16 protein-coding genes are annotated in these 17,784 nt (G+C 70.5%); 7 read left to right on the top strand and 9 right to left on the bottom strand.

What is annotated here, in order from left to right; translation table 11 throughout:
• Window positions 1-52: 52 nt before the first annotated feature.
• The 5 genes from HCJ93_RS20260 to HCJ93_RS20240 all read right to left on the bottom strand — a co-directional run bounded on the left by HCJ93_RS20260 (window position 53) and on the right by HCJ93_RS20240 (window position 3,709).
• Entirely contained in the window at window positions 53-1,192 is a 1,140-nt protein-coding gene (locus HCJ93_RS20260) for a DUF475 domain-containing protein (RefSeq protein ID WP_167997165.1), read from the bottom strand.
• A gap of 50 nt (window positions 1,193-1,242) precedes the next feature.
• The gene (locus HCJ93_RS20255) at window positions 1,243-1,818 is read right to left on the bottom strand and encodes a TerD family protein (protein WP_167997164.1); all 576 of its coding nucleotides are present in this window, start codon (window positions 1,816-1,818) and stop codon (window positions 1,243-1,245) included.
• Between the two features lie 98 nt (window positions 1,819-1,916).
• A complete protein-coding gene (locus HCJ93_RS20250; protein ID WP_167997163.1) occupies window positions 1,917-2,492 on the bottom strand; it encodes a TerD family protein in 576 nt (191 codons plus the stop codon).
• Between the two features lie 113 nt (window positions 2,493-2,605).
• Window positions 2,606-3,064 (bottom strand): peroxiredoxin, encoded by a 459-nt coding sequence (locus HCJ93_RS20245; RefSeq protein WP_167997212.1) that lies wholly within the window; start codon window positions 3,062-3,064, stop codon window positions 2,606-2,608.
• A 207-nt stretch (window positions 3,065-3,271) separates the two neighbouring features.
• Window positions 3,272-3,709 carry a DUF3052 domain-containing protein gene (locus HCJ93_RS20240; protein WP_167997162.1) on the bottom strand — a complete coding sequence of 146 codons (438 nt, stop codon included), beginning with the start codon at window positions 3,707-3,709 and terminating at the stop codon, window positions 3,272-3,274.
• A gap of 412 nt (window positions 3,710-4,121) precedes the next feature.
• Between HCJ93_RS20240 and aceE the strand changes: the two genes are divergently transcribed.
• On the top strand, window positions 4,122-6,869 hold the full coding sequence (gene aceE, locus HCJ93_RS20235; RefSeq protein WP_167997161.1) for a pyruvate dehydrogenase (acetyl-transferring), homodimeric type: 2,748 nt from the start codon (window positions 4,122-4,124) through the stop codon (window positions 6,867-6,869).
• A gap of 699 nt (window positions 6,870-7,568) precedes the next feature.
• Here the strand turns inward: aceE and HCJ93_RS20230 are convergent.
• Window positions 7,569-9,188 (bottom strand): MFS transporter, encoded by a 1,620-nt coding sequence (locus tag HCJ93_RS20230; RefSeq protein WP_167997160.1) that lies wholly within the window; start codon window positions 9,186-9,188, stop codon window positions 7,569-7,571.
• 112 nt (window positions 9,189-9,300) lie between these two features.
• Here HCJ93_RS20230 and HCJ93_RS20225 point away from each other — a divergent pair, with 112 nt between their 5' ends.
• The 3 genes from HCJ93_RS20225 (at window position 9,301) to HCJ93_RS20215 (ending at window position 12,221) form a co-directional block, all read left to right on the top strand.
• On the top strand, window positions 9,301-9,960 hold the full coding sequence (locus HCJ93_RS20225; RefSeq protein ID WP_167997159.1) for a TetR family transcriptional regulator: 660 nt from the start codon (window positions 9,301-9,303) through the stop codon (window positions 9,958-9,960).
• Window positions 9,961-10,088: 128 nt separating this feature from the next.
• Entirely contained in the window at window positions 10,089-11,306 is a 1,218-nt protein-coding gene (locus HCJ93_RS20220) for an alpha/beta hydrolase (RefSeq protein ID WP_167997158.1), read from the top strand.
• A gap of 66 nt (window positions 11,307-11,372) precedes the next feature.
• Window positions 11,373-12,221 carry a DUF4429 domain-containing protein gene (locus HCJ93_RS20215; protein WP_167997157.1) on the top strand — a complete coding sequence of 283 codons (849 nt, stop codon included), beginning with the start codon at window positions 11,373-11,375 and terminating at the stop codon, window positions 12,219-12,221.
• 85 nt (window positions 12,222-12,306) lie between these two features.
• Here HCJ93_RS20215 and HCJ93_RS20210 read toward each other — a convergent pair whose 3' ends face one another.
• Both HCJ93_RS20210 and HCJ93_RS20205 read right to left on the bottom strand, forming a co-directional pair.
• Entirely contained in the window at window positions 12,307-13,323 is a 1,017-nt protein-coding gene (locus tag HCJ93_RS20210) for an aldo/keto reductase (RefSeq protein ID WP_167997156.1), read from the bottom strand.
• Window positions 13,320-13,787 (bottom strand): MerR family transcriptional regulator, encoded by a 468-nt coding sequence (locus HCJ93_RS20205; RefSeq protein WP_167997155.1) that lies wholly within the window; start codon window positions 13,785-13,787, stop codon window positions 13,320-13,322. Before HCJ93_RS20205 ends, HCJ93_RS20210 begins: the two co-directional genes overlap by 4 nt.
• A 122-nt stretch (window positions 13,788-13,909) precedes the next feature.
• Here HCJ93_RS20205 and HCJ93_RS20200 point away from each other — a divergent pair, with 122 nt between their 5' ends.
• A complete protein-coding gene (locus HCJ93_RS20200) occupies window positions 13,910-14,734 on the top strand; it encodes a serine hydrolase domain-containing protein (RefSeq protein WP_167997154.1) in 825 nt (274 codons plus the stop codon).
• Here the strand turns inward: HCJ93_RS20200 and HCJ93_RS20195 are convergent, their stop codons facing one another.
• A complete protein-coding gene (locus HCJ93_RS20195; RefSeq protein ID WP_167997211.1) occupies window positions 14,735-15,400 on the bottom strand; it encodes a pirin family protein in 666 nt (221 codons plus the stop codon).
• A 155-nt stretch (window positions 15,401-15,555) separates the two neighbouring features.
• On the opposite strand from HCJ93_RS20195, the gene fasR reads away from it, so the two are divergent.
• Window positions 15,556-16,761 carry a fatty acid biosynthesis transcriptional regulator FasR gene (gene fasR / locus HCJ93_RS20190; RefSeq protein WP_167997153.1) on the top strand — a complete coding sequence of 402 codons (1,206 nt, stop codon included), beginning with the start codon at window positions 15,556-15,558 and terminating at the stop codon, window positions 16,759-16,761.
• 89 nt (window positions 16,762-16,850) lie between these two features.
• Window positions 16,851-17,765 carry an ACP S-malonyltransferase gene (locus tag HCJ93_RS20185; protein ID WP_167997152.1) on the top strand — a complete coding sequence of 305 codons (915 nt, stop codon included), beginning with the start codon at window positions 16,851-16,853 and terminating at the stop codon, window positions 17,763-17,765.
• Window positions 17,766-17,784 lie beyond the last annotated feature (19 nt).

Genomic DNA, 17,784 nt, shown 5'->3' with positions numbered 1-17,784 from the left:
GAGAGTCCTCGACGACCGCCCCGCTGGGAAGCGTTCCTCACCCGGAGGGCTGTCACACCCCGGAGGTGACCTCCGTCTTGGTGCCGGCGTCCCCCTCGGCCTCCGCGAGCGCCCGGTTGCGGCGCACGGAGGACCAGAAGGACCAGCCGATGAGCACCACACCGATGAGGCCGGTGATGATCTCGTTGATCTCGTACTGGATGGTGACCAGCAGGATCACGGCCAGGGCCCCGATGGCGTAGTGGGCGCCGTGCTCCAGGTAGACGTAGTCGTCCAGGGTGCCCTGGCGGACCAGGTACACGGTGAGCGAACGGACGTACATGGCGCCGATGCCGAGGCCGAGCGCCATCAGGACGATGTCGTTGGTGATGGCGAAGGCGCCGATGACACCGTCGAAGGAGAAGGACGCGTCCAGCACCTCGAGGTAGAGGAACATGAAGAACGCGGCCTTGCCGGCCAGGGCGATGGCCGACTTGGGTTTGCCCTCGCGTGCGGCCTGCTCCTCCTCCTCGTGCTCGCGCTCCTCCTCTTCCTCGAGGCGGTCCTCGAAGTAGCCGGAGAGCCCGCCCACGATCATGTAGGTGATCAGGCCGGCGATGCCGGCGAGCAGCACCGTCTGCGCCTTGTCGACGTGGACGCCGCCGTGCTGGTGGGCGTTGGCACCGAAGGTGATCGCGGCGATCAGCAGGACGATCAGCGAGATGCAGACCGACAGCATGTCGATCTTGCCGAGCTTGGCCAGCGGGCGCTCCAGCCAGCTCAGCCACTTGATGTCGCGGTCCTCGAAGATGAAGTCGAGGAAGATCATCAGCAGGAACATGCCACCGAACGCGGCGATCGCCGGGTGGGCGTCGGTGACGAGTTCCTGGTAGCGGTCCTTGTCGGTGAGCGCGAGGTCGACGGCCTCGATCGGACCGAGCTGAGCGCTGATGGCGACGATGACGACGGGGAAGACCAGCCGCATGCCGAAGACGGCGATCAGGATGCCGATGGTGAGGAAGATCTTCTGCCAGAAGGCATTCATCTTCTTCAGGATCCCGGCGTTGACCACCGCGTTGTCGAAGGACAGCGAGATCTCCAGGACGGAGAGGATCGCCACGATGCCGAAGGCGGTCCACCCCCCGTAGAAGACCGCTGCGACCAGGCCGAGCGCGGTGATCGCGAACGACCAGCCGAAGGTTTTCAGAACCACTGGCTACCCCATCGTGTCATCACGGGTATCCCCCGCTGCCGTACCCGGCTTTACGAAACGTTGACTCCGAAGTCTAGAGCGATCCCCCGCAGCCCCGATGCGTACCCCTGGCCTACTGCACGGAACTTCCACTCGCCCTGGTAGCGGTAGAGCTCTCCGAAGATCATCGCCGTTTCGGTGGAGGCGTCCTCCGAGAGGTCGTAGCGGGCCAGCTCCTGGCCGTCGGCCTGATTGACGACGCGGATGAAGGCGTTGCTGACCTGCCCGAAGGTCTGGCCGCGCTCGTCGGCCATGTGGATGGAGACCGGAAAGACGATCTTGTCGCACTGCGGCGGCACCTTGGTCAGGTCCACCAGCAGGGACTCGTCGTCGCCCTCGCCCTCGCCGGTGAGGTTGTCGCCGGTGTGCTCCACCGAGCCGTCGGGGCTCTTGAGCTGGTTGTAGAAGATGAACCACTCGTCGCCCATGACCCGGCCGCCGGTGCACATCAGGGCGCTGGCGTCGAGGTCGAAGGGGGCTCCGGTGGTGGAGCGAGCGTCCCAGCCGAGCCCGACCATCACCTGTGTGAGGTTGGGTGCGGCCTTGGACAAGGAGACGTTGCCTCCCTTGGCGAGCGTGACGCCCATGAGTCCCTCCCCGGGGTGCGTTCTTCTCTCAGGTGGTCCTGCGCGTCCGGCGCCGCACGTAAACCGTGCGGCGCCGGACGGAACGAGGATGATTCGGCTCAGACGTTCACGCCGAAGTCCTGCGCGATGCCGCGCAGGCCGGAGGCGTAGCCCTGGCCGATGGCGCGGAACTTCCACTCCGCGCCGTGGCGGTAGAGCTCGCCGAAGACCATGGCCGTCTCGGTGGAGGCGTCCTCCGAGAGGTCGTAGCGGGCGATCTCGGTGCCGCCGTTCTGGTTGACGACGCGGATGAAGGCGTTGCGCACCTGGCCGAAGGACTGCTGACGGTTCTCGGCGTCGTAGATGGAGACCGGGAACACGATCTTCTCGATGTCGGCCGGGACCGCGGCGAGGTTGACCTTGATCTGCTCGTCGTCGCCTTCGCCCTCACCGGTGAGGTTGTCACCGGTGTGCTCGACGGAGCCGTCGGGGCTCCTGAGGTTGTTGAAGAAGACGAAGTGCTGGTCGCTCGCGACCTTTCCGGAGCTGTTCAGCAGCAGCGCGCTGGCGTCCAGGTCGAAGTCGGTACCGGTCGTGGTGCGGACGTCCCACCCCAGTCCGACGATGACGGCGGTCAGACCCGGCGCCTCCTTGCTCAGCGATACGTTGCCGCCCTTGCTGAGGCTGACTCCCACGAGTCCTCCATATGGTGTCCTGGGGCGGGATGCCCCGTCGTGCGTGGATGTCGGATCAACGAGTCGATCCTAGTGAGGGGTTCCCGGCCGCCGCAGGGCCGCGACCCGAAGAATTACAGGGTGTCGAGCGCCTTGACGTACTCACCGAGGTCACGGGCGTCCGGGAGGCCGTTGACGACCGTCCACCGCACCACACCTTCCTTGTCGATGATGAAGGTGCCCCGTACGGCGCACCCCTTGTCCTCGTCGAAGACGCCGTAGGCCCGGGAGACGTTGCCGTGCGGCCAGAAGTCCGACAGCAGCGGGTACTCCAGGTTCTCCTGCTCGGCGAAGACCCGCAGGGTGTGGATGGAGTCGTTGGAGACCGCCAGCAGCTGGGTGTCGCGGTCGGTGAACTGCGGCAGGTTGTCCCTCAGCTCGCACAGCTCCCCGGTGCACACGCCGGTGAAGGCGAAGGGGTAGAAGAGCAGCACCACGTTCTTCCTGCCGCGGAAGTCGGAGAGCTTCACGCTCGCGCCGTGGTTGTCCTTGAGCTCGAAGTCGGGAGCCTTTTCGCCGACCTGGATCGCCATCGTGGTGTTCATCCCCTTCGGTGGGCCGTTCGGACGACGGCCACCTTACGCAGGGCCGGCAGAAGACCGGCGGACGGGCTGACCTCGTCAGCCCGTCCGCCGTCGGGTACGTCATGGCCGTTCAGGCCGCATGGAACTCGTGGCGGCGCCGTCGGGGCCGCCGGCGGGGCCGGCCGCCACGGCGGGCGGCCGGGCGGCGACGCCGGGTCACCGCTTGGACTTGGCTGCCTTCGGCGTGGCGAGGCGGCTGCCGCTCCAGTCCTTGCCGACGCTGACGCTCTTGGACGCCGTCAGGCCGGCCGTGGTCGCGGCTTCCGAGATGTCGCTCGGCTCCACGTACCCCGCACGGCCGGTCTTCGGCGTGAGGAGCAGGATCGAGCCGCCCTCTTCGATGTACGTGGTGGCATCCACCAGCGCATCCGTCAGGTCGCCGTCGTCGTTGCGGAACCACAGCACAACGGCGTCGGCCACGTCGTCGTAGTCCTCGTCGACGAGGTCGCTCTCGATGACGCCCTCAATGGCCTCGCGGAGCTCCTGGTCGACGTCGTCGTCGTAGCCGATCTCCTGGACCACCTGCCCGGGCTGGAACCCCAGCCTGGCGGCAGGGTTCGTCCGCTCCTCCGCGTGGTCCGCGGTCGCGCTCACGGGTTGCCTCCTGATCATGTCTTGGGAATAACTCAGCCACGCGCGTGCGCGAAGCATTGGCCGTAGTCCACACGGGCGGGACGGATCACGCAAGTACCCGGCCGTCCGGACCGCCGAAACGGTGACGTTTGCGGCCGGGTCGCCGCAACTCCAGGCACACCATCATGGCTCGCGGTGACATACACCACACCTTTGTGCCCAGTTTGCGCGTTTGGGAACCGTCTGCGGGTACGAGACTCGAATGAGTTCGCCCCTTACGTTCCCCCACCGGTCCGGCCACGGGTTACCTCGCAGTAGAGATGACGTACACCGCGCCGAGGTGGACCATGGGAGCGGCGCAGACCCGGCCATGTCCGGCGACAAGAGCGAAGCAGCGGCCGTCCTTACGGCCCTTCGACAGGTAAGGAACAGCGTGGCTTCCGCATCCGATCGCAACCCGATCATCATTGGCGGCCTTCCGAGTCAGGTTCCTGACTTCGACCCCGAGGAAACGCAGGAGTGGCTCGACTCCCTGGACGCCGCGGTGGACGCACGCGGCAGGGAGCGGGCCCGCTACCTGATGCTGCGGCTGATCGAGCGGGCCCGCGAGAAGCGCGTGGCCGTGCCCGAGATGCGCAGCACGGACTACGTCAACACCATCCCCACCAGCGCGGAACCGTTCTTCCCCGGCAACGAGGAGATCGAGCGCAAGATCCTCAACGCCACCCGCTGGAACGCGGCCGTGATGGTGTCCAGGGCCCAGCGGCCCGGCATCGGCGTGGGCGGCCACATCGCCACCTTCGCCTCCTCCGCCTCGCTGTACGACGTGGGCTTCAACCACTTCTTCCGCGGCAAGGACGAGGGCGACGGCGGCGACCAGGTCTTCTTCCAGGGGCACGCCTCCCCCGGCATCTACGCCCGCGCCTTCCTGCTGGACCGGCTGACCGAGCAGCACCTGGACGGCTTCCGCCAGGAGAAGTCGAAGTCGCCCTACGGTCTGTCCTCGTACCCGCACCCGCGGCTGATGCCGGAGTTCTGGGAGTTCCCGACGGTGTCGATGGGCCTCGGCCCGATCGGCGCGATCTACCAGGCCCGGATGAACCGCTACATGCACGCCCGCGGCATCGCGGACACCTCCAGGTCGCACGTGTGGGCGTTCCTCGGCGACGGCGAGATGGACGAGCCGGAGTCCCTGGGCCAGCTCACCCTCGCCGCGCGGGAGGGCCTGGACAACCTGACCTTCGTGGTCAACTGCAACCTGCAGCGCCTGGACGGCCCGGTACGCGGCAACGGCAAGATCATCCAGGAACTGGAGTCGGTCTTCCGGGGCGCCGGCTGGAACGTGATCAAGCTGATCTGGGACCGCTCCTGGGACCCGCTGCTGGCGCAGGACCGGGACGGGATCCTGGTCAACAAGATGAACATCACGCCGGACGGCCAGTTCCAGACGTACGCCACCGAGACCGGCGCCTACATCCGCGAGCACTTCTTCGGCGACGACCACCGGCTGCGCGCCATGGTCGAGAACATGACCGACGACCAGATCCTGCACCTGGGCCGCGGCGGTCACGACCACCGCAAGATCTACGCCGCGTACAAGGCGGCCCTCGAGCACAAGGGCCAGCCGACGGTCATCCTCGCCAAGACCGTCAAGGGCTGGACGCTGGGCCCGAACTTCGAGGGCCGCAACGCCACCCACCAGATGAAGAAGCTGACGGTCGACGACCTCAAGCGCTTCCGGGACCGCCTGCACCTGCCGATCCCCGACAAGGACCTCGAGTCCGGCCTCCCGCCCTACTACCACCCGGGCCGGGACAGCGAGGAGATCCAGTACATGCACGACCGCCGCAAGGCGCTCGGCGGCTATGTGCCGACGCGGGTGGTCCGCTCCAAGCCGCTGAAGCTGCCCGGCGACCCCGTGTACGCGACGGTCAAGAAGGGCTCCGGCCAGCAGTCGATCGCCACCACCATGGCGTTCGTCCGCCTGCTGAAGGACCTGATGCGGGACAAGGAGATCGGCAAGCGGTTCGTGCTGATCGCGCCGGACGAGTACCGCACCTTCGGCATGGACTCGTTCTTCCCGAGCGCCAAGATCTACAACCCGCTCGGCCAGCAGTACGAGTCGGTGGACCGGGACCTGCTGCTCGCCTACAAGGAGTCGCCGAACGGGCAGATGCTGCACGACGGCATCTCCGAGGCGGGCTGCACGGCCTCGCTGATCGCCGCGGGCTCGGCGTACGCCACGCACGGCGAGCCGCTGATCCCGGTGTACGTCTTCTACTCGATGTTCGGCTTCCAGCGCACCGGCGACCAGTTCTGGCAGATGGCGGACCAGCTGGCGCGCGGCTTCGTGCTGGGCGCCACCGCGGGCCGCACCACGCTGACCGGTGAGGGTCTGCAGCACGCGGACGGCCACTCGCAGCTGCTGGCCTCCACCAATCCGGCCTGCGTCGCCTACGACCCGGCCTTCGCCTACGAGATCGCGCACATCGTCAAGGACGGTCTGCGCCGGATGTACGGCGGCGACGAGGAGCACCCGCACGGCGAGGACGTCTTCTACTACCTGACCGTCTACAACGAGCCGATCCAGCATCCGGCCGAGCCGGAGAACGTGGACGTGGAGGGCATCCTCAAGGGCCTGTACCGCTTCAGCGAGGGCACCTCGGGCTCGACGCCGGCGCAGATCCTCGCCTCCGGCGTGGCCGTCCCGTGGGCGATCGAGGCGCAGAAGATCCTCGCCGAGGAGTGGGACGTCAGGGCCGACGTCTGGTCGGCGACCTCCTGGAACGAGCTGCGGCGCGAGGCGGTGGCCTGCGAGGAGCACAACCTGCTGCACCCGGAGGAGGAGCAGCGGGTGCCGTATGTGACGCGGAAGCTGAGCGGGGCGCAGGGCCCGGTGGTCGCGGTGTCCGACTGGATGCGGTCGGTGCCGGACCAGATCGCGCGCTGGGTGCCGGGGACGTACCAGTCGCTGGGCGCGGACGGCTTCGGCTTCGCCGACACGCGGGGTGCGGCCCGGCGCTTCTTCCACATCGACGCGCAGTCGATCGTGGTGGCGGTGCTCACCGAGCTGGCCCGGGAGGGCAAGGTGGACCGGTCGGTGCTCAAGCAGGCCATCGACCGCTACCAGCTGCTGGACGTCTCCGCGGCCGATCCGGGGGCCGCGGGCGGCGACGCCTGACCCCGCGGGGCCGGGACGGCGACGGACGAGGGGCGGGCCCCGGCAGTGCGCCGGGGCCCGCCCCTTCGTGCTGTCCGGAGCTGTCCGCCGTCGGCCCGCGGCCGGAGTCAGCGGAGTCCGGCGCCCTGCGGGGCCGTGCCGGCGAGCCGGAGAAACGCCGGCGAGGTGTCGAGGGTGCCCAGGACGAGGGCGGCCGGCGCGGGCCCCGGGCGGGCGCCGGACCAGCCGCTGCCCCATGGCGAGCCGGCCGCAGATCATGGCGCCGGGGCGAGCACGATGCCGAGCGTGAGGAATCCGGCGAGGGCGCAGACGACGCCGGCGGCGCCGATCGCCGCCCGGTCCCCTTCCGCCCTCCGTGACCAGACACGACCGAGTGACACGACCGAGTGAACGGGGATGCCCGCGGGTGCCGCCGCCGAGGTTCGCCGTCGTCAACTCCCTGACGTCCGTGATCCGTTGGCATGTCGCGGTGTTCGACATGGCGGGTGCCCGGACCGGGCGGTGCATGCCCGCCTGCCGGCCCGCCGGGAGACGGCGGCCGGAATGCTGCGAGGCGCGCTGCCCCCCTCCAGCAGCGCGCCGCAGCCGTTGCCCCCCGGCTTTGCGGAGGACGTGACCCACTGTGACCCGCGGGCCCTCCCCGAGGAGGGATCACCGCAAGCGTTCACCCGGACGAGCGAACTCGGTCCCGAGGGTCCGTCAGATGTGGCCGACCCCTGCGCCGGCCTCCGCGTTCGCGCCCCGCTTGGTGAGGAACGCGACCAGCACCGCCACCACGGCGACCCCGGCGGCCACCAGGGAGGCCAGGTGCATGCCGGAGATGAAGGTGTCGTGGGCGACGCCCGTGACCTTGGCGGCGATCGCCTCGGGCATGTCCGGCGAGACCGGCGCCACACCGACCTGGACGGCCTCCGCCATCTGGTCCGCCTGTCCCGGGCCGAGCGGCGGGAGCCCCGCCTTCGTCCAGTTGCCCTCCAGGTCGGAGTCGACCTTGGAGGCCATCACCGCACCGAGAACGGCGGTGCCGAGGCTGCCGCCGATCTGCATGGCGGACTGCTGCAGACCCCCCGCGACACCGGACAGCTCCATCGGCGCGTTGCCCACGATGACCTCGGTGGCGCCGACCATGACCGGGGCGAGACCGAGGCCGAGCACGGCGAACCAGAGCGACATCAGACCGCTGCCGGTGCCCTTCTCCAGCGTCGACATGCCGAACATGGCGATCGCGGTGCAGGCCATGCCGCCGGCCAGCGGGATCCGCGGGCCCGCCTTGGTGATCAGTGCGCCCGCCAGCGGCGAGGCGACGATCATCATGCCGGTGAGCGGCAGCAGGTGCAGACCGGCGTCCACCGGACCCATGCCGTGCACGTTCTGCAGATAGAAGGTGACGAAGAACAGCCCGCCCATGAACGCGATGGCCATCAGGACCATCAGGACCACACCGGCGGACAGCGGCACGGAGCGGAACAGGGTCAGCGGGACGAGCGGCTCCTTGACCCTCGTCTCCCAGAGGGCGAAGAGGAGGAAGCCGACGCCCGAGGCAAGGATGTAGAGCCAGGTCTCACCGTCGCCCCAGCCCCACTCGGGGGCCTTGATCAGGGCCCACACCAGGCAGAACATGGCCCCCGACAGCAGCACGATCCCGGCGATGTCGAAGGAGCGCGGGGCGTTCTCGGCCCGGTGGTCGAGCAGGATCCACACGCCGAGCAGCACGGCGAGGATGCCGACCGGCACATTGATGAAGAAGACCGACTGCCAGTTCACGTGCTCGACGAGGACGCCGCCGAGGATCGGGCCGCCGGCCGTGGAGGCGCCGATGACCATGCCCCAGATGCCGATGGCCATGTTGAGCTTCTCGGCCGGGAAGGTGGCCCGCAGCAGACCGAGCGCGGCCGGCATCAGCAGCGCGCCGAACAGGCCCTGGAAGACCCGGAAGGTGACGACCAGCGCGATGCTGTCGGACAGGCCGATCGCGGCCGAGGCGGCGGCGAAGCCGGCGACGCCGATGAGGAAGGTCTGGCGGTGGCCGAAGCGGTCACCGAGCTTGCCCGCGGTGATCAGGGCGACCGCGAGGGCGAGGAAGTAGGCGTTGGTGATCCACTGGAGCTGCGCCAGGCTGGCGCCGAGGTCCTTGCCGATCGCCGGGTTCGCGATGGCCACGATGGTGCCGTCGAGGGCCACCATCATGACCCCCACGGCGACGGTTATCAGCGTGAACCAGGGGTGGCCGCGCAGCCCCCCGCCCGGCTTCGCCTCCGACGGGGCTGCCGGTGCTCCGTCTCCCGGCCCCGCCTTGTCGATGGTGGTCTGACTCGTCATGCGGAAGAGGCTAATGTCAGCGACTGACAGTTGACAAACCAATTCAGCTGTCGGTAACTGACACGCCACACCCGATTAGCCTGAGCTGGGGAAACAGTTCGAGGAGGAACACATGGAGACGGTCGGGGCCGTCGAAGCGGTGCCGCGGCCGGGTCTGCGGGAGCGCAAGAAGCAGCGCACCCGGGACGCCCTGGTGCGGGCCGCCCTCGAGCTGTTCGCCACCCGCGGCTGGGAGGGCACCACGGTCGACGACATCGTGGCGGCCGTGGACGTCTCGCAGCGCACCTTCTTCCGCTACTTCGCCAGCAAGGAGGAGGTGGCCTTCTTCGTCCCGCGGCTCGCCGAGTCCCGGGTGGCGGAGGCGCTGCGCTCCCGCCCGCCCGCCGAGCCGCCCCTGGAGGCGCTGCGCCGGTCCGTGCTGGACAGCTGGGACGAGATCAACGCCGCCGTCGAGCAGGTCGTCCCGCTGGAGCTGCATCTGCGGGTGTACCGGGTCATCGAGTCGACGCCGGCGCTGTTCGCCGCGCATCTGCGCCGCTCGGCGGAGCTGGAGGAGGAGCTGGCCCGCATCATCGCCCGGCGTGAGGGACTCGACGTGGACGCCGACCCCCGGCCGCGCATCCTGGTCGCCGCGTTCGGCGGAGTGCTTCGGGTCACCGAGCGGGTGTGGTCCGCGGGCGAGGACCTGAGCCTCGCCGCCATGCGCGATCTGATGGCGACTTACCTGGACCAGGTGGGCCCCGCCCTCGCGGGGGACTGGCGTACGGGCTGACCGGGAGCGGGCACAGGGGGGCGATTCCATGGTGAGCCCCGCACCGGTCCCCGTACCGACACACTGAAACGTGATACCAGTCACTTGATTAACGAGAGACCGTCTCGTTCTCCTAGTGTGTCCTCCCAGTGACTTCTTTCGACACCACCCCGCAACTCAACGTCTGGCGCGCACTGCTGGCGCTGGCCGTCGTGTTCGTGATGCTGACGACCACCGGCTGGACCGTCATGCGCCATCACCGCGAGGCCACGGAGCTGGAGAAATCGCTGCTCGCCTGGGAGCGCGGCCGGATAGCGGGGCGGCAGCTGCCGGACCCGGACTCGGCGCCGTCCCGGCTGTCCCGCTTCTTCGCCTCGCTCACGGACGGACAGCGCAGCGCCCTCGCCCGCCGCTACCCGCTCGCCGTGGGCAACATGAACGGCGCACCCGTCGATCTGCGCTACCGCGCCAACCGCTTCGCCCTGGCCAAGGCCCGCGAGGTCGAGCGTGAACGCCTCCACGACGAGCGCCTGACAGCCGAGGGCAAGCGCCAGGCCGCCCGGAGGCTCAACCGCCTGGAGGCGCTGATGCGCCCCGGCCGCCACATCCTCGCCTTCGACCCCTCCGGCCCGGGCCGGGTCGCGGAGGTCATCGGCAATCTCCGCAAGGCGGAACGCGTCTCGGTGGTCGTCCCCGGCGTCGACACCGATCTGCTCACCTTCCAGCGCACCCACCGCAAGTACTCGGCCCCCGTCGGCATGGCCAGGTCCCTCTACGCCGCGCAGCGCGACGCGGCCCCGGGCACCCGCACCGCGGTCATCGCCTGGGCCGACTACACCGCGCCCAGCGGCCTGGGCATGGACGCCGCCACCGCGATGCGGGCGCAGGACGGCGCGGTGCGGCTGAACGCGATGCTGCGCGGACTGCCCGGCAGGTCCCCCGTCTCGCTGTTCTGCCACAGCTACGGCTCCGTGGTGTGCGGGCTGGCCGCCCCCGAGCTGCCCTCGCGGGTCGCCGACATCGCGGTGGCCGGCAGTCCCGGCATGCGCGTGGAGCGCGCCTCCCAGCTGCGCACCTCCGCGCAGGTGTGGGCGATGCGGGACGCCGACGACTGGGTGCAGGACGTGCCGTACCTGGAGGTCGGCGGTCTGGGCCACGGTGCCGATCCGGTGTCCCCCGCCTTCGGGGCGCGGGTGCTGTCGGCCCGTCAAGCCAAGGGACACGGCGGATATTTCGAGCCGAACACGGACAGTCTGCGCAATTTTGCAGAAATCGGAGTTGGCGCATATCGCTCGGTGGACTGCGCCGACGAAAGCGGGGACTGCCGGGCGAATTTGTCCACCACGACGGCATCCGGACGCGCGTAGAGACGGAGAAACTGCGGTCTGCGCGGGGAGGGGACGAAGAAGCACGTGCCGCATACGATGAGCCGCATGGGTGACGTACTGGCCGGATTTCATGCCGCCTGGGAGTTCGAGTCCGACTCCGTGCTCATCCGCTACGAACGGGGGATTCGAACACCCAAGCTGTTCCAGGCGCTCGGGGAGCGGCGGGTGCCGCTGGAGGCGGTCGAGGGAGTGACTCTCACGCCGGGCAGACGCGGCACGGTGGTCCTGCGGATGGAGCCACGGCCCGGAGCGGACCCGCTGATGGAGGCGGCGGCCGGGCAGCTGAAGGAGAGCAGCGACCCGTACCGCCTGGTGCTGCCCGCCGAACGGGAGACACTCGCCGAGTACTACGCCGACGAGTTGCGCTCCGCGCTGACCGAGTCGGGCCCCGCGGAACGCCATCTGGTGGACGCGCCCAAGCCGCCGCTGAGCTTCAAGGCGTACGACGGAAAGGCCTCGTTCGACGGCTCCGCCGTCTCCTTCCGGTGGTTCTGGACGGGGGCCTCGTCGGCGAAGTGGAAGGCCGGCGACCAGCGCTTCCCGGTCGGCGAGCTGAGCGGAGTGGAGTGGCGGTCCCCGGAGGTGTTCGAGGGGCATCTGCGGCTGCTCCGCAGGAACGCGGGGGCGAGTCCGGCGCAGCCGGACCAGGACCCGGCGGCAGTGGTGTTCGGGCTCGGGTACGGGCCGGTGCACGAGTCACTGCCGTTCGCGGCGGCGGTGCTGGCCGCGGTGCGGACCTGTGAGCCGGTGCCGGTGGGGATCGCGCCGCAGGCGCGGCGCGATCCGGCGGACATCGCCGAGCGGATCCGTCACCTGGGGGAGCTTCACCAGGCCGGGTTGGTGACGGACGAGGAGTTCGCCTCCAAGAAGGCGGAGTTGCTGGCGGAGCTGTAGGCCGCTGCCGGGTCCGGTGCAGCGGCCCGTGCGGGTGCGTGGTGGCTGGTCGCGCGGTTCCCCGCGCCCCTGAGGGGACGTCGCGCTACTCCCTGCCCGCGGAGGTGAAGGACATGTCCGCGTAGCGAGTGCCTGCCACCTGGGCGGCGATGGGGGCCAGGAGGTCCAGCTCCTCCTCGGTGAGGTGGATGCGGGTCGCGGCCGTGTTCTCCTCCACGCGTTCCGGCTTGCGCGTCCCCGGGATGGGGATCACGGGGACGTCGTGGATCCGGGACTGCTGGTGGACCCACGCGAGGGCGATCTGGGCGGGGGTGGCGCCGCGGGAGTCGGCGATGGTGCGCAGGGGGGCGAGGAGCGCCCGGTTGGCGGCCGCGTTCTCGCCGGTGTAGCGCGGCATCGTACGGCGGAAGTCGTCCGGGGTCAGGTCCTTGTCGGCGTCGGCGAAGGAGCCGGTGAGGAAGCCCCGGCCGAGGGGTGAGTACGGGACGAGGGTGACGCCCAGTTCGCGGGCCGCGGGGACGACCTTGGCCTCGATGTCGCGGCTGAACAGCGACCACTCCGACTGCACCGCCGCGATGGGGTGGACGGCGTGGGCGGCACGCAGTTCGTCGGCGGTGACCTCGCTCAGGCCCAGCTGCTTGACCTTGCCCTCCCGCACCAGCTCGGCCATCACGCCGACGGTCTCCTCGATCGGCACGTTCACGTCGCGCCGGTGCATGTAGTAGAGGTCGATGACATCGACGCCGAGGCGCTCGAGGCTGGCCTCGACGGCCTGGCGGATGTAGGGCCCGTCGTTGCGGATGATGCGGCGGGCGGGGTCCGCGGGGTCGAGGACCAGGGCGAACTTGGTCGCGACGAGCAGTTCGTCCCGGTGGGCCTTGAAGAAGGGCGCGAGAAAGCGCTCGTTCTCCCCCGAGCCGTACATGTCGGCGGTGTCGTAGAGGGTGACGCCGAGTTCGAGGGCGCGTTCCAGGGTGGCGCGGGAGGCGTCCGCGTCGGCGGGGCCGTAGGCGAAGCTCATGCCCATGCAGCCGAGGCCCTGGACGCCCGCCCGGGTTCCGTCGGTGCCGAGGGGTGCGGTGGTGATCCGTTCGGCGGTCATCGGGTCCTCTCCAGCGCCGGGGGCTGCCCGGCGTCCGCGTAGAAGCTGATCTTCCGGTCGAGCACGGCGAGCGTGCCCTGCAGTTCGGCGATCCGGGCGAGGACGTCCTCGCGGGTCGCCTTGAGCAGTTCGTAGCGCTCCCGGTAGGTGTGGTCGCCGGCGCGCACCAGCTCGGCGTAGCGCACCATGTCGGCGACCGGCATCCCGGTCAGCCGGAGCTTGCCGACCAGGGCGAGCCAGTCCAGGTCGCGGTTGGTGTAGCGTCGCTGGCCGGTGTGGGAGCGGTCGACGTGCGGCATCAGGCCGATGCGCTCGTACCAGCGCAGGGTGTGGGCCGAGAGCCCGGTGAGGGCGGCGACCTCGCTGATCGTGTACCTGTCCGCGCCGTCCGGCCGCCGGTCTCCGTGTTCCGGTGGTCCGGCGCAGGTGTCGGTCGTGGGGCCCGTGGTCTCCGTCACCGTCATGAGCTCAACGCTAGAACCCTGGAGTGCACTCCAGGCAAGCGAGACCGGCGGGAAATCGGCCGGGACGACGGCCGGTGGCCCCCTTGCCGGAGTGCGCGCCGGAAGCGCTTAGGCTCGACGCCATGTCGTTGAAGAGTCTGGCGTCGATCGAGAACTGGCCGGTTCCCACCGCTGCGGCGGGTGTCGTACGGGCGGACGGCACCGTCCTGGGCACCCACGGCCCGGCCGACCGGCCCTTCCCGCTGGCCTCGGTCACCAAGCCGCTGGCGGCGTACGCGGTGCTGGTGGCGTACGAGGAGGGCGCGATCGAGCTGGACGAGCCGGCCGGTCCGCAGGGCTCGACGGTGCGGCATCTGCTGGCGCACACCTCGGGCCTGGCGTTCGACGAGCACCGGGTCACCTCCGCGCCCGGGGAGCGGCGCCTGTACTCCAACGCCGGGTTCGAGCAGCTCGGCGACCATGTGGCGAAGGCGACGGAGATCCCGTTCGCCGAGTATCTGCGGCAGGCGGTGCTCGAGCCGCTGGGGATGGCCTCGACGTCGCTGGAGGGCTCGCCCGCCAAGGACGGCGTGTCGACGGTCGGGGATCTGCTGCGGTTCGCGGCGGAGGTGCAGGCGCCGCGGCTGCTCGACCCGCGCACGGTCGCCGAGGCGATGACGGTGCAGTACCCGGGCACCAAGGGCGTGCTGCCGGGCTACGGCCACCAGAACCCCAACGACTGGGGTCTGGGCTTCGAGATCCGCGACGGCAAGTCCCCCCACTGGACGGGTGCCTCCTCCAGCGCCCGCACCTTCGGTCACTTCGGGCAGTCGGGCACGTTCCTGTGGATCGACCCGGACGCGGGCGTGGCCTGTGCGGCGCTGACCGACCGGGCCTTCGATCACTGGGCGATCGAGGCCTGGCCGCCGTTCACCGACGCGGTGCTGGCGGAGCTGCGAGCGGACTGATCAGCGCCCAGGGGGCTGCATCTCCCAGAGGAGCAGTTCGGCGGGGGCGCCCGCGGCGACCGCCTCGAGGCCGTCGGCGTCCGTGATGCGGGCGGCGTCGCCGGCGCCCAGCAGCTCGCCGCCGAGGGTCACCTCGCCGCGCACCACGTGGGCGTAGACGTGGGCGGCGTCGGGGACCGCGGTGCGCTCGCCGGGCGCGAGGCGCCGCACATGCAGCATGGCTCCCGCCTCCGGCACGGCGTAGGGGGTGGCGTCGGCGATGCCGCGGACGACCTCGTAGAACGGCTCGCCGCCGGGCTCCAGCGGGGCCAGCCACATCTGCAGGAAGGTCAGCGGTTCCGGCCCGTCGTTGCGCTCCACGTGCCGGACGCCGGAGGCGGCGCTGAGCCGCTGCACGTCCCCGGGGCGCACCACGCTCTCGTTGCCCGCCGAGTCCCGGTGGGTCAGCTCGCCCCGCACCACCCAGGTCACGATCTCGGTGTGGCTGTGCGGGTGCTCGCCGAAGCCGGCCCCGGGGGCGAGCCGCTCCTCGTTGCAGGCGATCACGGCCCCGAAGCGCAGGTTGTCCGGGTCGTAGTGGGACCCGAAGGAGAAGGCGTGCAGGCTCTCGATCCCCGCCTCGGGGTCCCCGCCCCGGTAGCGCTCACCGGCCCTCCGCACGTCCATCACACGCCCCACGGTAGTCCCCGCCGGCGCCCGCCCAGGACCGGGCCCCCCGGGTGTGCCGCGGGGTGTGCCGGCCCGCACCCGGCACCGTCTTCTCCGGCCCTTCTCCGGCCCCGGCACGACACGCACCCGTCCTGATGAGGCAGTCTTGTCCCGTGCCCGAACCAGAGACCAGCAAGCCCCATTCGTCCGCACGGCCCGCCCATCCGCACGCCGCGACGCTGAAGCGGCTGGAGAAGTCGTCCGGCTCGCTCGCCGCGCAGGCGATCGCGCGGATGGACGAGACGCTGCCCTGGTACCGGGCGATGCCACCGGAGAACCGTTCCTGGATCGGACTGGTGGCGCAGGCCGGCATCGCCGCGTTCACGGAGTGGTTCCGGCACCCGGACGCGCCGCAGGCGATCTCCACCGACGTCTTCGGCACCGCCCCGCGCGAGCTGACCCGGGCGATCACGCTGCGGCAGACCGTGGAGATGGTGCGGACCACCATCGAGGTGATGGAGTCCGCCATCGACGAGGTGGCGGCGCCCGGCGACGAGAGCGTGCTGCGCGAGGCGCTGCTGGTGTACGCGCGGGAGATCGCCTTCGCCACCGCACAGGTGTACGCGCAGGCCGCCGAGGCACGGGGTGCCTGGGACGCGCGCCTGGAGTCGCTGGTGGTCAACGCCGTGCTCAGCGGCGAGGCCGACGAGGGTGCCGTCTCGCGGGCCGCCGCGCTGGGCTGGAACTCGCCCGAGCACGTCTGCGTGGTGCTGGGCACCGCGCCGGACGGCGACTCCGAGCTGACCGTGGAGGCGATCCGGCGGGCCGCCCGGCACGCCAAGCTCCAGGTGCTCACCGGGGTGCTCGGCGACCGTCTGGTGGTGATCGCGGGCGGCAGCGACAACCCGCTGGCCGTGGCCAAGTCGCTGATCGGCCCGTTCGCGCCGGGCCCCGTGGTGGCGGGCCCGGTGGTGCCGGATCTGCAGGCCGCGACCAGGTCGGCGCAGGCCGCGGCGGCCGGTCTGAAGGCGTGTTCCGCCTGGCAGGACGCCCCGCGTCCGGTGCTGGCGGACGATCTGCTGCCGGAGCGCGCGATCGCCGGAGACCCCAGCGCCCGCGAGCAGCTGGTGGAGGAGATCTACAGACCGCTGGAGGAGGCCGGGGCCGCACTGCTGGAGACGCTGAGCGTCTTCCTGGAGCAGGCGAGCAGTCTCGAGGGCGCCGCGCGGATGCTGTTCGTGCACCCCAACACCGTGCGCTACCGGCTCCGACGTGTGACTGATGTCACCGGCTGGTCGCCCTCCGACGTACGCTCCGCGTTCACGCTGCGCATCGCCCTGATCCTGGGGCGTCTGGCCGATAGCGATCTCCAGCTCTAGTCTTTTGTCGGGGCTCCACAAAACCCCTTCGTGTTCTTCGTCCCTGTCCTCACGGGCGGCTTCGGCCGTCCCCAAGAGAGAGTGTGAGAGTGCTCGTACTCGTCGCTCCCGGCCAGGGCGCTCAGACGCCCGGCTTCCTGACTGAATGGCTCGACCTTCCCGGTGCCGCCGACCGTGTGGCCGCCTGGTCCGATGCCATCGGCCTCGACCTCGCCCACTACGGCACCAAGGCCGACGCGGACGCGATCCGCGACACGGCCGTCGCCCAGCCGCTGCTGGTCGCCGCCGGACTGCTGTCCGCCGCGGCACTCGGTGACATCACCCCGGGCGCGGTCGCCGGTCACAGCGTCGGTGAGATCACGGCCGCCGCGTTCGCCGGTGTCCTCGACGACAAGGCCGCCCTCGGCCTGGTCCGCAAGCGGGGTCTGGCGATGGCCGACGCCGCCGCGATCACCGAGACCGGCATGGCGGCGCTGCTCGGCGGCGACCCCGAGGTGACCGTGCCGCACCTGGAGAAGCTGGGCCTGACCCCGGCGAACATCAACGGCGCGGGCCAGATCGTGGCCGCCGGCACCAAGGAGCAGCTGGCCGCCCTGGAGGCGGACAAGCCCGAGGGCGTGCGCAAGGTCGTCGCCCTGAAGGTCGCCGGCGCCTTCCACACGCACCACATGGCCCCCGCGGTCGACACGCTGGCCAAGGCCGCCGCGGACCTCACCCCGGCCGACCCGGGGGTCACGTACGTGTCGAACAAGGACGGCAAGGCCGTCACGTCCGGCGCCGAGGTGCTCGAGCGCCTGGTCGGCCAGGTGGCCAACCCGGTGCGCTGGGACCTGTGCATGGAGACCTTCAAGGAGCTGGGCGTCACCGCGCTGCTCGAGGTCTGCCCGGGCGGCACCCTGACCGGTCTCGCCAAGCGCGCGCTGCCCGGCGTCAGGACGCTGGCCCTGAAGACCCCCGCCGACCTCGACGCGGCCCGCGAGCTCATCGCCGAGCACACCGCCTGATCGCCCTTAAGGAGCTCCC

Source organism: Streptomyces composti (assembly GCF_012034205.1).
Taxonomy (GTDB): domain Bacteria; phylum Actinomycetota; class Actinomycetes; order Streptomycetales; family Streptomycetaceae; genus Streptomyces; species Streptomyces composti.
The sequence above is the reverse complement of the archived record's forward strand: the minus strand, read 5'-3'. Positions and strand labels throughout refer to the sequence as shown.

Excerpts from the sequence above, each read along its gene's own strand:
- HCJ93_RS20210 (WP_167997156.1), bottom strand. The coding sequence starts at position 13,323 with ATGACCGCCGAACGGATCACCACCGCACCCCTCGGCACCGACGGAACC.
- HCJ93_RS20245 (WP_167997212.1), bottom strand. The coding sequence starts at position 3,064 with ATGGCGATCCAGGTCGGCGAAAAGGCTCCCGACTTCGAGCTCAAGGAC.
- HCJ93_RS20255 (WP_167997164.1), bottom strand. The coding sequence starts at position 1,818 with ATGGGCGTCACGCTCGCCAAGGGAGGCAACGTCTCCTTGTCCAAGGCC.
- HCJ93_RS20225 (WP_167997159.1), top strand. The coding sequence starts at position 9,301 with ATGGAGACGGTCGGGGCCGTCGAAGCGGTGCCGCGGCCGGGTCTGCGG.
- HCJ93_RS20195 (WP_167997211.1), bottom strand. The coding sequence starts at position 15,400 with ATGGACGTGCGGAGGGCCGGTGAGCGCTACCGGGGCGGGGACCCCGAG.
- HCJ93_RS20200 (WP_167997154.1), top strand. The coding sequence starts at position 13,910 with ATGTCGTTGAAGAGTCTGGCGTCGATCGAGAACTGGCCGGTTCCCACC.
- HCJ93_RS20215 (WP_167997157.1), top strand. The coding sequence starts at position 11,373 with ATGGGTGACGTACTGGCCGGATTTCATGCCGCCTGGGAGTTCGAGTCC.
- HCJ93_RS20230 (WP_167997160.1), bottom strand. The coding sequence starts at position 9,188 with ATGACGAGTCAGACCACCATCGACAAGGCGGGGCCGGGAGACGGAGCA.
- HCJ93_RS20205 (WP_167997155.1), bottom strand. The coding sequence starts at position 13,787 with ATGACGGTGACGGAGACCACGGGCCCCACGACCGACACCTGCGCCGGA.